9 protein-coding genes are annotated in these 13,884 nt (G+C 71.1%); 5 read left to right on the forward strand and 4 right to left on the reverse strand.

What is annotated here, in order from left to right; translation table 11 throughout:
* Window positions 1-191: 191 nt before the first annotated feature.
* Window positions 192-2,270, forward strand: a complete 2,079-nt coding sequence (locus ACGFI2_RS10855; RefSeq protein ID WP_393514046.1) for a cellulose binding domain-containing protein — start codon at window positions 192-194, stop codon at window positions 2,268-2,270.
* 8 nt (window positions 2,271-2,278) lie between these two features.
* Here ACGFI2_RS10855 and ACGFI2_RS10860 read toward each other — a convergent pair whose 3' ends face one another.
* Together ACGFI2_RS10860 and ACGFI2_RS10865 are read right to left on the reverse strand one after the other, a co-directional pair.
* A complete protein-coding gene (locus ACGFI2_RS10860) occupies window positions 2,279-3,130 on the reverse strand; it encodes a phosphatase PAP2 family protein (RefSeq protein WP_393514049.1) in 852 nt (283 codons plus the stop codon).
* Window positions 3,131-3,202: 72 nt separating this feature from the next.
* On the reverse strand, window positions 3,203-4,843 hold the full coding sequence (locus tag ACGFI2_RS10865; RefSeq protein ID WP_393514052.1) for an MDR family MFS transporter: 1,641 nt from the start codon (window positions 4,841-4,843) through the stop codon (window positions 3,203-3,205).
* A 118-nt stretch (window positions 4,844-4,961) separates the two neighbouring features.
* On the opposite strand from ACGFI2_RS10865, the gene ACGFI2_RS10870 reads away from it, so the two are divergent.
* The 4 genes from ACGFI2_RS10870 (at window position 4,962) to ACGFI2_RS10885 (ending at window position 9,670) form a co-directional block, all read left to right on the forward strand.
* On the forward strand, window positions 4,962-5,591 hold the full coding sequence (locus ACGFI2_RS10870; RefSeq protein ID WP_393514055.1) for a TetR/AcrR family transcriptional regulator: 630 nt from the start codon (window positions 4,962-4,964) through the stop codon (window positions 5,589-5,591).
* Window positions 5,592-5,603: 12 nt separating this feature from the next.
* Window positions 5,604-6,920 (forward strand): low temperature requirement protein A, encoded by a 1,317-nt coding sequence (locus tag ACGFI2_RS10875; RefSeq protein ID WP_393514058.1) that lies wholly within the window; start codon window positions 5,604-5,606, stop codon window positions 6,918-6,920.
* A gap of 37 nt (window positions 6,921-6,957) precedes the next feature.
* Window positions 6,958-8,022 (forward strand): SRPBCC domain-containing protein, encoded by a 1,065-nt coding sequence (locus tag ACGFI2_RS10880; protein ID WP_393514061.1) that lies wholly within the window; start codon window positions 6,958-6,960, stop codon window positions 8,020-8,022.
* Between the two features lie 223 nt (window positions 8,023-8,245).
* The gene (locus ACGFI2_RS10885; protein WP_393514064.1) at window positions 8,246-9,670 is read left to right on the forward strand and encodes a non-reducing end alpha-L-arabinofuranosidase family hydrolase; all 1,425 of its coding nucleotides are present in this window, start codon (window positions 8,246-8,248) and stop codon (window positions 9,668-9,670) included.
* Window positions 9,671-9,792: 122 nt separating this feature from the next.
* Here ACGFI2_RS10885 and ACGFI2_RS10890 read toward each other — a convergent pair whose 3' ends face one another.
* Window positions 9,793-11,358 carry a polysaccharide lyase family 1 protein gene (locus ACGFI2_RS10890; protein ID WP_393514067.1) on the reverse strand — a complete coding sequence of 522 codons (1,566 nt, stop codon included), beginning with the start codon at window positions 11,356-11,358 and terminating at the stop codon, window positions 9,793-9,795.
* 352 nt (window positions 11,359-11,710) lie between these two features.
* The gene (locus ACGFI2_RS10895) at window positions 11,711-13,342 is read right to left on the reverse strand and encodes a cellulose binding domain-containing protein (protein WP_393514154.1); all 1,632 of its coding nucleotides are present in this window, start codon (window positions 13,340-13,342) and stop codon (window positions 11,711-11,713) included.
* Window positions 13,343-13,884: the final 542 nt, after the last annotated feature.

Here is a 13,884-nt window from a genome sequence, read left to right on the forward strand (position 1 = left end):
CGAACATAAATTAAAGCTTGTTAACAGTAAAGACTCCTATCTATAAATTAAGCCTTGAGCGCCGCGCGTCACGCGTGGAATTCTGATCAGCACGCGGAGCCGATCGTCGTCCCAGGGCACCCGGGCGCCGGCAGGCCTCCGGGCGGACGGCGGCACAAGACCCGGGAACACCGCCTCTCGAAGGAACCCCCATGAGGAGATCCCTGCCCCGCGCGCGCCGCTGGACCACGTACGCGGCAAGCCTGCTGCTCGTCACCACCACGCTCGCCACCGTCGAACCGCCCGCCGCCGGCGCCGCCGTCGACCCGGTCACGGTGACCGTGAACGCCCGCGCCGGGCTGGCCACCGTGCCGGACACCGCGCTCGGCGTCAACCACGCCATCTGGGACGCCAAACTCGGCAGCACCGAGACGTCCGACCTGCTCAAGGCGGCCGGCGTGAAGATGCTGCGCTACCCCGGCGGCTCGTACGCCGACATCTACCACTGGAAGACGCACACCGCGCCCGGTGGCTACGTCGCGCCGGACACCGACTTCGACACGTTCATGGCCGGGGCACGCCGGGTCGGCGCCCAACCGATGATCATCGCCAACTACGGCACCGGCACGCCGGCCGAGGCGGCCGACTGGGTGCGGTACGCCAACGTCACCAAGGGCTACGGCGCGAAGTGGTGGACCGTCGGCAACGAGAACTACGGCAACGGCCACTACGGGTCGGCCTGGGAGGCCGACGACCACCCGGACAAGAGCGCCACCCAGTACGCCAAGCTGGTGATCGAGTACGCCGACGCGATGAAGGCGGTCGACCCGAGCGTCAAGGTCGGCGCGGTGCTGACCATGCCCGGCAACTGGCCCGACGGGATCACCGCCGGCGCCGACCCGGGTCCGTGGAACTCCACGGTGCTCTCCCTGGCCGGACCGAAGATCGACTTCGTGGACGTGCACTGGTACCCGGGCGGCACCGCGGCCGAGTCGCTGACCCGTACCAACCAGCTGCCCGACGCCGCCTGGCTGCTGCGCCAGCAGATCTCCCGGTACGCCGGCCCGGACTCCGACCGGATCGGGATCAGCCTCACCGAGCTGAACGTCGACGCCGGCCGGAACACCCAGCCCGGCGCGCTGTTCCTCGCCGACGCCTACAGTGGCCTGCTGGAACAGGGCGTCTTCACGGTGCAGTGGTGGAACGTGCACAACGGCCTCGGCACCGTCTCCGAGGTGGCCGGACAGACCGACTACGGCGACTTCGGGCTGCTCTCCAGCGGCAACTGCACCAGCGACGGCGCCGTCTGCCAGCCGGCGTTCAACACGCCGTTCGCGCCCTACCACGCACTGTCCATGATGAACCTCTTCGCCCGGCCCGGTGACCAGTTCGTCCGCGCCGGCACCGACCAGCCGCTGGTCACCGCGCACGCCGTGCGCCGGCCGGACGGCGGCCTCGCGGTCCAGTTGCTCAACAAGGACCCGAACACCGCCCACCCGGTGACGGTCGACTACGCCGGCTTCACCCCGGCGGACGAGGCGCCGACGGTGCACACGCTGACCAACGGCGCGAGCGGCGTCAGCACCGACCGCTCGGGCAGCGCCACCACCCGCACGCTGCCGCCGTACTCCCTGACCACGCTGGTGCTGCGACCGGCCGGCAGCTCCGCCGGGCGGCCCGGCGCTCCGGGGCGGCCGACGGCGAGCGCGGTGACCGACCGCGCGGCGACCCTCGCGTGGCCGGCGGCCACCCCGGGCGCGGCGCCGATCGCCAAGTACGAGGTGTACCGGCAGTTCGGCGCGGTCAGCGAGCAGCTCGGCGAGACCGCCGGCACCTCGTTCACCGTGCGCAACCTCGAACCGGGCGCCCGCTACACGGTCAACGTGCTGGCCCGGGACACCGCCGGCCGGGTGTCCTGGTCGTCCCCGCCGCTGACGTTCGCCACCGGCAGCCCGGCCGCCGCCGGCTGCGCGGTCCGCTTCCACAACGACACCGACTGGGGCAACGGGTACGTGGCGACCGTCGAGGTGGTGAACACCGGCCCGGACGTGGTGGACGGCTGGACGCTCACCTGGACCTGGCCGACCGGGTGGCAGCAGGTGAGCAGCGGCTGGAACGCCACCTGGACGCAGACCGGCACGGAGGTCCGGGTGACCCCGACCGCGGACAACCGCCGGCTCGCGGCCGACGGCGGGAGCACCAGCGCGGGCTTCGTCGGCGCGTACAGCGGACCGAACGTGCCGCCGGGCGTGTTCCGGCTCAACGGCACGGTCTGCACCGTCCGTTCCTGAGCCGGATCTCAGCCCCGGCCGGGTGGCCGGAGCCGGGCGTCGGCCGCCGTCGGGACCTTCGTGGTCCGGCGGCGGCCGGCGCGGCGCGGTGCCGGCACCACGTGCGGGCGCGGCGGCCCGGCCACCGGCGGAGGCGGCGACCGGTCGGGCGGTACGGGTCGGGGCAGCGCGGCCAGGATCACCGCGAGCAGGACCGCCGCGACCACCCCGTCGAGCCAGTAGTGGTTGCCGGTGGCGACCACCACCACGGCGGTGACCAGCGGATGCGCCAGCCAGAGCCAGCGCCACCGCCCGGCGGTGACCGCCACCAGGGCCAGCGCCACCGCCAGCGCCCACCCGACGTGCAGCGACGGCATGGCCGCGTACTGGTTGCTGAGCTGGTCGGCCTCCGGTGGCCCGTAGACGCTGGGGCCGAACAGGCGGCCGGTGTCCACCATGCCGGTGAGCGCGGTCAGGCGCGGCGGCGCGAGCGGGACGCAGACGTGCAGCACCAGCGCCGTGGCGGTCAGCACCGCGAGGGCCCGCCGCAGCCGCAGGTAGTGGGCCGGCCGGCGCAGGTAGAGCCAGATCAGGCAGAGCACCGTGGCCGGGAAGTGCACGTAGGCGTAGTAGCTGTTGGCCAGCCGCACCGGCAGCTCGTGCGCCAGCAGCGGCGCCTGCAGCAGCGCCTCGTCGGGCAGGTGCAGCAGCCGTTCCAGCCACCAGATCCGCTCGCCGTTGGCCAGCGCGGTGCCGGCCCGCCCGGCGATCAGTTGCCGGCCCGCCTTGTAGGCGAGGAAGAGCACGGCGACCAGCGCCAGTTCGCGGGCCGCCCGGCGCAGCGCGCCGGCCCGCGGGGACGCGGTCTTGGTGAGCTGCACGGCTCCTCCTTCGGTGCCTCTCGGCACGGACCAGGGCCGCCGCCGGGTCGGCGACGGCCCTGGGGTACGGCCTCAGCGGCGGGCGTGTTCCTCCCGGCCGGCCTGGTCGGCGCTCACCCCGTCGAACGCGGGCGCCCCGTCGACCGCGTCGGCGCCCACCGCCACCGATCGACCGGTGTCCGGAAGATCGAGGCTGGAGCGAAGGGTAACCGGGCGCAGCAACAGGGCCGCCACGATGCCGACCACCGCGATGGCGGCCGAGATGAGGAAGATGTGCCCGGTCGCGTCCCCGTACGCGGCCCGGACGATCTGCCGCACCGGCTCGGGCAGCGCGTCGAGGTTCAACGTGCTGCTGCCGCCGCTGCCGGAGGTGGGGATGCCGGCCGCGGCGAGGTCGTGGGTGATCCGGTCGGTGACCCGCCGGGCCAGGATCGCGCCGAGCACCGACACGCCGATGGTGCCGCCGAGCGAGCGGAAGAACGCGACGCTGGCGCTGGCGGCGCCGATGTCCTTGAGCGCGACCGTGTTCTGCACCGCGAGCACCAGGTTCTGCATGGTCATGCCGACGCCGACGCCGACGATGAACATGGCCACCCCGACGATGACCAGGGAGGTCTCGTGGTCGATCGTGCCGAGCAGGGCGAAGCCGGCGACCAGCACGATCGAACCGAACACGATGTACGGCTTGACCTTCCCGCTGGCGGTGATCATCCGGCCGGCGACGATCGAGGAGATCAGCACGCCGGCCATCATCGGGATGGTGAGCAGGCCGGCCTCGGTCGGGCTGTAGCCGCGGCCGATCTGGAAGTACTGGCCGAGGAAGACCGCGCCGCCGAACATCGCCATGCCCACCGCGAGGCTGCCCAGGATGGCCAGCGCGGTGGTGCGTTGGCGGACGATCTCCAGCGGGACCACCGGCTCGGCGGCCCGTGCCTCGACCCAGACGGCGAGCGCGAGCAGCAGCACCGCGCCACCGACCATGGCGCCGGTCTGCCAGGAGAGCCAGGCGAACGAGTCGTCGACGAAGGAGATCCAGATCAGCAGCACGCTGACCCCGGCCGCGATCAGCGCGGCGCCCAGATAGTCGATCTTGACGTTCTGCCGGCGCACGGTGGGCAGGTTCAGCGTGATCTGGAGCAGGAAGAGCGCGACGATCGCGACCGGCACGCCGACGAAGAAGCACCAGCGCCAGCCGAGCCAGGAGGTGTCGACGATGAGGCCGCCGAGCAGCGGACCGCCGACCGTGGCGAGTGCCATGACACCGCCCAGGTAGCCGTTGTAACGACCCCGCTCCCGCGGCGGGATCATGGCCGCGATGGCCACCTGGACCAACGCCTGCAGGCCACCCACGCCGATGCCCTGGAACGCCCGGGCGGCGATGAGCTGGCCGGCGCTCTGCGCGAAGCCGGCCGCGACGGAGCCGGCCAGGAAGACCACGATGGCGACCTGGATCAGCAGCTTCTTGTTGAACAGGTCGGCGAGCTTGCCCCAGATCGGGGTGGTCGCCGTGGCGGTGAGCAGGGTGGCGGTGACCACCCACGTGTACTGCGTCTGCGAGCCGTTGAGCGCACCGATGATCTTCGGCAGGGCGGTGGAGACGACGGTGCTGCTCAGCATGGCCACGAAGAGCACCAGCAGCAGCCCGCTGAGTGCCTCCAGCGTCTGCCGCCGGCTCATGGGCGCGGCCTCGGCCGTCGCGGTGGGTGCGCTCATCGCGCGTCCTCCAGGTGTGTCGGATAGGGGCCGCTTGGTTGCCTCGAGCAATCATCAACAAATCTTGCTCATCAGGCAAGTTTGCCCATTGAGAAAAGGATCACGTACGCTGGCCGGCATGGACGAGTGCACCGGCCTGCGGGAGCGGAAGAAGGCGGCCACCCGCCTGGCGCTGCACGAGGCCGCCCTGCGCCTGGCCGTCGAGCACGGCCCCGACCGGGTCACCGTCGAGGCCATCGCCGACGCCGTCAACGTCTCCCGGCGCACGTTCTCCAACTACTTCTCCGGCAAGGAGGAGGCGCTCTTCCACGGCGACACGGTGCGGCTGCGCCGACTGCTGGAGCTGTTCGCGGAGCAGCCGACCGAGCTGCCGCCCTGGACCGCGCTGACCCGGGCCGCCGCGCTGCAGGCCGACGAGAGCTACGACGACCCGGCCGAACCCTGGCTGAACCGGCGCCGCCGGCTGCACGGCCACCCGAGCCTGGTCGCCCACCAGGTCGGCGCGTACGCGGCCATCGAGCGGGACCTGGCCGCGGAGATCGCCCGCCGGCTCACCGGACCCGACGTGCCCCTGCGGGCGCGGGTGCTGGCGGCCACGTTCCTGGCCACGCTCCGCGTCGCCGCCCAGCACTGGATCGAGCACCCGGACGCGCCGCTGCGCGACGTGCTGCGCGACGTGCTCGCCCACGCCACCCCGGCGGCCGGGGGACTGCCCGGCAAATCCCGCATAGCGGCTGAGCTGGGCTGACACACTCGGCCGGTGGGCGGCGACCGGTGGCGCAAGGGGCTCGGGCCCGCGGCGCAGGTCGCCCCCGCCACCCGGGTGGACAAGTTCGAGATCTTCTTCGACCTCGTCTTCGTGGTGTCCTTCTTCATCATCACCCGGGCCACCGCCGCCAACGTGACCGTGCGGGAGCTGCTGCACGCGCTGCTGGTGCTCGCGGTGCTGTGGTGGTGCTGGGTGGTGCACAGCGCGGTGGCGGCCCGGCTGCGGCTGGGCGAGGGCTTCGTGCCGATCCTCATGGTGGTCGGCATGATCGCGCTGTTCACGTTCGCGCTGGCCCTGCCGCAGACCTTCGGTGACCTGGGCCAGGGAGCCGCCGGCCCGATCCTGGTCACGGTCAGCTACGTGGTGATCCGGATCGTGCACACGTCGCTCTACTGGTACGCCACGCGCGACGATCCACCGGCGCGGCGCAAGGTGTGGCTGTTCCTGCCCGAGGTGCTGCTCTCGACCTGCCTGCTGTTGGTGGCCGCACTGTTACCCCCGCACGTCGACCCACAGACCGGGCCGTGGCTGCGGGACGGGCTGTGGATCGCCGTCGTCGCGGTGCAGTACAGCAGCGGCGTGCTGGCCGGCACCGACGGCTGGAAGATCACCTCCGCCGAGCACTGGACCGAACGGTACGACCTGATCCTGATCATCGCGCTGGGTGAGTCGGTCATCTCGGTCGGAGTCGGCGGCAACCTGCTCGGCAAGCCGGTGACCTGGCCGGCCATCCCGGCGGCGGTCTGCGGGATCCTGTTCACCGCCGCGCTCTGGTGGGTGCACTTCGACATGATCGGACCGGCCGCCCGGATCGCGCTGCACGCCGCCAAGGGCCATCCGCGGGTGGCCATGGCCCGCGACGCGTACGCCTACCTCTACCTACCGATGATCGCCGGGGTGATCCTGTTCGCGCTCGGCGCCGAGGAGCTGGTCCGGACCGTCACCGACCCGGTCGGCGGCGTGGCGGAACGAGGCCACGGCCCGGCCGTGCCGCTGCTGTTCGTCGGCGTGATGGTCTACCTCGCCGCCAACGTGGCGTTCCAGTGGCGCACGCTGCGGACGCTGTCGTGGACCCGGGTCGGCACCCTGGTGGTGCTGGCGGTGGCGCTGCCGTTCGGCCGGCGCCTGCCGGCGCTCGGCGCGCTCGCCCTGCTCACCGTCATCTGCGTGGCGCTGGTCGCGGTCGAGCTGGTGGTCTTCGCGGACGAGCGCGCCGCGCTGCGGCGGGTGGTGCACCAGGAGCGGATCAGCGCCGAGGAGAGCGAGGCCGCCTGGCGGGCGCGGTGGCACGACGGCGGGTCGGAGTGACCGCTGCCCGCCTTGACACAGGCCCTAGAGTCTCCGCGTGATCGAGATCGCCACCGAGGTCGACCTGTTCCACCCGCCCGCCCGCGTCTGGCAGGCGTTGACCGAGCGGGTCCTGCTGGCCAAGTGGTTCGCCGACAGCACGCCACAGGACGACCGCTGGATCCTGGCGACCGCTGCGCTGCCCGGCTACGACGCCGACACCGAGGTGGAACTGGTCGAGCTGCGCGCCCCACGGCGGCTGGTGGTGCGGTGCCGGGAAGCCGGCCGGGCCACCCGCCTGGCCTGCGATCTCCACCCGACCGCGCACGGCGCCCGGCTCTCCGTACGCGAGGTCCTGGAGGAGGGTGACTGGGACGCGGACGCCCGCGCCGAGCAGCACGAGCGGGCGCTGACCGGGCGGCTGCCGGCGATCCTGGACTGGCTGGCCTTCCAGGAGGTGGACCTGCGCCGCGCCGAGGGCGGGCTGACCGCGGAACTGCCGATCGTCCCCCTGCTCGTCGCGAGTCGTGGCCGGTCCCGCAAGCGGGTCCTGCTGATCGCCGGCGTGGTGACGGTGCTCGCCACCGCCACCGCCACCGGCGCAGTGCTGTGGGCGACCCGGGACACCCCACCCGCCCCGGCCGGGCCGCCCCCATCCGCGCCGCCGCTGGTCATGCCCGCCACCACCAGCGCGTCGCCGCGGCCCACGACCGCCCGGCCCACGCCGAGCGCCAGCCGCCGCAGCGCCTCCCCCTCGCCGTCGGTGTCCCGCTCCCCCAGCCGTACGCCGAGCCCGACGCCGCCCGCCGCCGTCCCGTTGACCGCGACCTACCAGACGGTCACCGACCGGGTGTTCGGCTATCGGGGCGAGGTGGTGCTGCGCAACCCCGGCCCGGCGCCCCGCCCGGAGTGGACGGTGACCGTGACGATCGGCGACGGCGCCACGGTGGGTTCGGTCGACGGGGCCGAGGCGGCGCAGGACGGCTCGGTGGTGACGTTCACCGGCGCCGAGTTGCCGCCCGGCGGGTCGACCACCATCCGGTTCGACGTCCGCGACCCGGATCCCCTGCACAACGGCCCGGAGTCCTGCACCGCCGACGGCACCCCCTGCACCGCTCCCTGACCCACCCCGCTTTCTGTTGATCGTAAAGGCAGCGGCGCGCTGTCGCTTATGTCCACCGCCGGCCTCATGCTCGACCGGCCGGGTATCGGGCCTCGTCATCTCGAAATTTCGCCCATTGAGCGCATGGGAGCGCTCCCGTAACATGCCTGATGCGGCTGTTAGCGTTCACAACACAATCACCTCAGCGAGTGCACGGGCCGCCACCACCACAGGAGGAAGCGTTATGCCTAGATTCAGGGCCGCCAATGTCGGCCTGGCCTCGGCCGGTGCCGTGCTGCTGGCCACCACGGGGGTCGTCGCGGCGCTGCCGGCCGGTGCCGCAGCAGCCGGCTGTTCGGTGAAGTACACCGTGTCGTCGCAGTGGGGCGGCGGTTTCGGCGCCGAGGTCGCCATCACCAACCTCGGTGACGCGCTGTCGAGCTGGACGCTGAACTGGAACTACGGCGCCGGCCAGACCGTCACCCAGGCCTGGAACGCCACCGTGACCCAGAGCGGCGCCGCGGTCACCGCGAAGAACGTCAGCTACAACGGCGCCATCCCCACCAACGGGACCGTCTCGTTCGGCTTCAACGGCGCCTGGACCAGCAGCAACCCCGCCCCCACCAGCTTCGCGCTCAACGGGGTCACCTGCACCGGCGGCACCACTCCGACCACGTCGCCGACCAGCTCGCCGACCACGTCGCCGACGAACTCGCCCACGCCCGGCCCGACGCCGACGACCACGCCGCCGCCGACCGGCACGTGCAACCTGCCGTCGAGCTACCGGTGGTCCTCGACCGGCGCGCTGGCGCAGCCGAAGTCGGGTTGGGTGTCGCTGAAGGACTTCACCGTCGCCCCCTACAACGGCAAGCACCTGGTCTACGCCACCACGCACAACACCGGCTCGTCGTGGGGGTCGATGAACTTCGGTCTGTTCTCGAACTGGTCGGAGATGGCCTCGGCCAGCCAGAACGGCATGTCGCAGGGCACCGTCGCGCCGACGTTGTTCTACTTCGCCCCGCGCAACATCTGGGTGCTCACCTACCAGTGGGGGCCAACCGCGTTCTCCTACAAGACGTCGAGCGACCCGACCAACCCCAACGGCTGGTCGTCGGCGCAGCCGCTGTTCACCGGCAGCATCTCCGGCTCCGGCACCGGCCCGATCGACCAGACCGTCATCGCCGACGACCAGAACATGTACCTGTTCTTCGCCGGTGACAACGGCAAGATCTACCGCGCCAGCATGCCGATCGGGAACTTCCCCGGCAACTTCGGCTCCAACTACACCACCATCATGAGCGACAGCACGAACAACCTGTTCGAGGCCGTGCAGGTCTACAAGCTGCAGGGTCAGACCCGATACCTCATGATCGTCGAGGCCATCGGCTCCCAGGGCCGCTACTTCCGCTCCTTCACCGCCACCAGCCTGGGCGGCTCGTGGACCCCGAACGCCGCCACCGAGAGCAACCCGTTCGCGGGCAAGGCCAACAGCGGCGCCACCTGGACCAACGACATCAGCCACGGCGAACTGATCCGCACCACCGCGGACCAGACCTTCACCGTCGACCCCTGCAACCTGCAACTGCTCTACCAGGGCCGTTCCCCCAACTCCGGCGGCGACTACGGCCTGCTGCCCTACCGGCCGGGCCTGCTGACCCTCCAGCGCTGACGGCTTCGCCGCACAACGTCAGCAAGGGGCGAGCACATCGCCACGTCGTGCTCACCCTCTGACGGAGGGACACGCGGAGGCGGGGGCGGCCGAAACGGCCGCCCCCGCCTTCGTTCCGCCGGTCAGCCGGCGTACGTCTCGAACTCGCCGACCTTCGGCGTACCGTTCGAGCTGTTGATCTTGAAGTTGATCTTTTTGAGTGAGGTGGCGGCGAAGCTGGTGGCGCCCGCCCCGCTGCCGGAGGCCAGCACGGCGCCGGTGTCGTTGTTGACGAGCTGCCAGGACCCGATCGAACCCTGGGTGCCGGACGGCTCGCGGATGACCACTCGCGACACCGTGGTGGCCGAGCCCCACTTGATCGAGATGGTGCCGGTGGACCCGGACGGCGACCACCAGGTGCTCAGGTTGCCGTCGCGCACGTTGCCGTAGCTGGTGCCGTCGGCCTTGCTGGAGCCGTCGGCGCCGGCGCCCGAGGCGAGGCTCAGGTTGGTCCCGCCGGTCGGCGGCGGGCTGGTGGTCGTCGGCGGCGGCGTGGTCGGCGCGGGCGTGGTCGGCGTCGCCGTGGTGGGCGGCGGGGACTGCGGCGTGCAGTTGCCGTCCGACACCCGCAGGCCGGTGTTGGCGCCCGCCGTCTGCCGGACGATGTCCGGCACGCAGCTCGCGCCGTCCAGTCGGTACGAGTAGGGAATGCTGACGGTGGTGGTGGACGTCGGGTTCGGCCCGGCCGGGTAGTTCTCGTTACCCGCGGCCGACCAGGTCACGTTGTCGAAGATGTTGCCGCTGACCTGCCAGGTGCCGCGCTCGTTGGTGTAGAACGTGCCGAGCACGTCCTTGGAGTTGCGGAAGTAGTTGTTCTCCACCTTGGCCCGGGCGCCGGCGCGGGAGTTGATGCCGGACTCGTGCAGGCCGGAGTAGTGGTTGTTGTACATGTGCGCGACACCGCCGCGCAGCAGCGGCGTGCGGGAGTCGATGTTCTCGTAGAGGTTGTGGTCGAACGTGATGAAGCCGTTCGACCGGTCGCTCTCACTGGAGCCGATGAGACCGCCGCGGCCGGAGTTGCGCAGGATGCTGTAGGACAACGTCACGTACTGGGTGTCGTCCTTCATGTCGAACAGGCCGTCGAAGCCCTCCGCCTCGCCGCCCGACGCCTCCAGCGTGACGTGGTCCACCCAGATGTTGCGGACCGTGCTCTCCATGCCGATGGCGTCGCCGCCGTTGGAGGTGGGCGAGCCCGACTTCTTCACGTTCCGCACCGTGACGTTCTGGATGATGATGTTGCGCGAGTCTCGGATGTGGATGCCGAGCTGGTCGAAGACCGCACCGCCGCCCACCCCGATGATGGTGACGTTGCTGATCTGCTTCAGCTCGATCACGCCGGCCGCGGTGTTGCAGCTCGAACCCGACACCTTGGCGGTGTTGCCGTGGTTGATGGTCCCGGAGACCTCGATGATGATCGGGGTGCTGCTGCTGGCCCGGTTGCAGAGCGCGGTGTGGATCGCGGTCCCGGTGGTGGCGCGTACCGTCTGCCCGCCCGCGCCGCCGGTGGTCCCGCCGTTCTGGGTCGCGTAGCCGGTGGCGGTCCCGGCCGCCGCCGACGCCTGCGGGGTCGGCATGGCCACGGCGACCGCGACCCCCACCACCGCCGTGGCCAACGTGGCCTGAAGTCGCAGTGCGACTGGTCGTCTCATTGACGCCTCGTTTCGTTTTCGCGCATGCCGGATCGACCGGCTGTCGCCGAACAGGAAAGGTGAATTGCCGCGACGCGATCAGGCGCGCCGCCAGCGGCGTTCCTCCATTCGCGGTGCCCGGCCCGCAAATGAAACATCGATGTGACGCAATCGTAAGAAAGCGCTTTCGCCCAGGGCAAGGGTTGGCGTTTGCAGGTTTTTTGCAGAGACATGAGTCGTCGCCCGCGTCAGTCGCGTTCGGCCCGGGCATGCCCCGGCACGCCCGATGAGAAGGGTGCGGCCCCTCCGTCGCCGGAGGGGCCGCACTCGGTTCTGGTCAATCTCCAGGGTGGGTGGCCCTGCGTCGCAACGATCAGACCACCGTGCAGGCGACGCCGTTGAGGGTGAAGGCAGTCGGCTCAGCGGTGTTGCCGCTGGTGTTGGCCTGGAAACCGATGTTGATGGTGGCCCCGGGGGCGATCGCGGCGTTGTAGTCGACGTTGCGGGCGCTCACCTGACCGCTGGACGGCGAGTAGGTGGCACCCCAGCCCGAGGTGATCGACTGGCCCGAGGGCAGGTTGAAGGCCAACGTCCAGCCGTTGATCGCCGAGGTGCCGGTGTTGGTGATGTCGATGCTGGCCGTGAAGCCGGAGCCCCAGGAGTTCATCGTGTAGGCGACCCGGGGACCCGTGCCCCCACCCGGGGTCGGGGTGACGGTGGGCGTGGGGGTCGGGGTCGGGGTCGGGGTCGGGGTGGGCGGCGGAGCGTCGTTCGTGCTGGTCACGAAGGTCATGATGCTTCGGGCGGGCAGGGTGACGGTGAGGGAGCCGTTCGACATGGTGAGCGCGCCCTGGGGCGCGACGGTCCGGCTCGCGTCGGTCAGCCAGTTCGAGACGCTGCCGGAAGCGGTGGTGCCCGACAGGGTGAACTGCTGGCTCACCGAGGAGGTGTTCTTGTTGACGGCGACGATGACGACGGTGTTGCCGCCCCGGTACGCCGAGACGTAGACGTTCGACGCCGGGTTCGCCGTCGCGTCGATCCGGGTGTAGCCGGGCCGGACGAACCGGGCGAAGTGGGCCATCATGGCACCACGCTTGCTGACCTGACCGTCCTCCCGCATGGGGCCGTAGCTGCGCCGCAGATACCACCAGACGTACGCCTGGAACTCGGCGTCCACCATGGCGCGGTGGATGTGCTCGCCCACGTCGAGCGCCTCGGGCCAGGCGTCGCCCGAGTTGGCGTTGCTGTTCGGGTAGTAGACCTCGGTCATCCACAGCTCTTTGCCCGCACCCTTCTGCTTGAAGAGGGGGTACGGGAAGTTCGAGTACGACGTCCCGTAGAGGTGGGCCCCGATGATGTCCACGTTGGCCAGCGCCGTGGGGTCGTTGAGAATCGGGTCGGACATGGACTTGATGTACTGAAACGACTCGGGCGCCATGACCCGGGTGCTGATCGAGCCGGCGTTCTCCCGCAGGAACCTGACCATCTCGGCGGAGGTCCACCACGTCCAGTCGTGTGCGTAGTCGGGCTCGTTCTGCACGGAGATGCTGTACAGGGACACCCCGTTGTTGCGCATGTACGTGGTGAAGTCGTTGAGGTGCTGCGCATAGGCGGCGTACGAGCTGGAGCGGAGCCGCTTCGCGTTGGTCTGGCTGCCGCGGGTGAAGGTCTCGATCATGCTGGCGGGCGGGTTCCACGGCGAGGCGAAGACGGTCACCCCCAGTTCGGCCGCGCGCTTCGCCGTCGCGAGGTCACGGCCGAAGTCAGCCGAGCTCTCGCCAACGGGAATCCGCAGGATGGAGAAGCCCAGCCGCCCCTCGCCGGTGCCGAACGCCGTCTCCCGCTGGGCGGCCGTCAGGTCGCCGATCCAGGCCGCGTGGGTCATGGCGCCGTAGCCCTTGATCGTCTGCCGCTGCGCCGACAGGTTGATGGTCGCCGGCGCGGCCGAAGCTCCGGTGGCTCCCAGCAGCGTGGTCGCCGCTGCCGAGACCGGCACGGCCCCCATCGTCATCAGGACGGCTCTCCGGCTCAGCAATCGCCGCTCGCCGCTGACCGGCCCATTCTGGTCGTGCGTCATTCTGCGTCCTCCTGGCTGGTGGTGGTGATACGCGCGCGCCCCGGTCCGGTCCGGACCGGTCGGCACCGCCCCTCCAGCGTCGCCCTGGGGACTGCCCTTGACCCCGGCGTCAATGACCCGTCGGCCCTCATCGACTGACGCCGCTGTTAGCGTTAACAGCTAGTTAGTTTAGGTTCCGGCGCAAGGCGGGTCAAGCACGGGCGGCCCCTTGAGCAGGCGACCGGGCGCCGGCCCAGGCGGATCCCGCGGTGTTCCCATGGCGGTGGGATCACCACCGCTGGGCGGCCGGTCCGGGGTGGGCCTGGGCGTACCCGCGCGGTCGCGCGTTGCCGCCGCGGGTGCGCTGCTCCCGGCGCTGAACCGGCACCTGCCGTCGCTGGTCCCGCGCGACGTGCCCCGCGGCGGCACGCCGCCGAGCCGCCGGCGCCGCACCTGCGTCTCACCTACGCCGCCGCCCCGCCGGAGCAGAT

Origin of the sequence: Micromonospora sp. NPDC049282 (assembly GCF_043197045.1) — a bacterium.
Taxonomy (GTDB): Bacteria; Actinomycetota; Actinomycetes; order Mycobacteriales; family Micromonosporaceae; genus Micromonospora.

What these genes read in the sequence shown, in the direction of transcription:
- ACGFI2_RS10855 (WP_393514046.1), top strand. Translation starts at nt 192, where the DNA reads ATGAGGAGATCCCTGCCCCGCGCGCGCCGCTGGACCACGTACGCGGCA.
- ACGFI2_RS10865 (WP_393514052.1), bottom strand. Translation starts at nt 4,843, where the DNA reads ATGAGCGCACCCACCGCGACGGCCGAGGCCGCGCCCATGAGCCGGCGG.
- ACGFI2_RS10870 (WP_393514055.1), top strand. Translation starts at nt 4,962, where the DNA reads ATGGACGAGTGCACCGGCCTGCGGGAGCGGAAGAAGGCGGCCACCCGC.
- ACGFI2_RS10885 (WP_393514064.1), top strand. Translation starts at nt 8,246, where the DNA reads ATGCCTAGATTCAGGGCCGCCAATGTCGGCCTGGCCTCGGCCGGTGCC.
- ACGFI2_RS10890 (WP_393514067.1), bottom strand. Translation starts at nt 11,358, where the DNA reads ATGAGACGACCAGTCGCACTGCGACTTCAGGCCACGTTGGCCACGGCG.
- ACGFI2_RS10895 (WP_393514154.1), bottom strand. Translation starts at nt 13,342, where the DNA reads ATGGGGGCCGTGCCGGTCTCGGCAGCGGCGACCACGCTGCTGGGAGCC.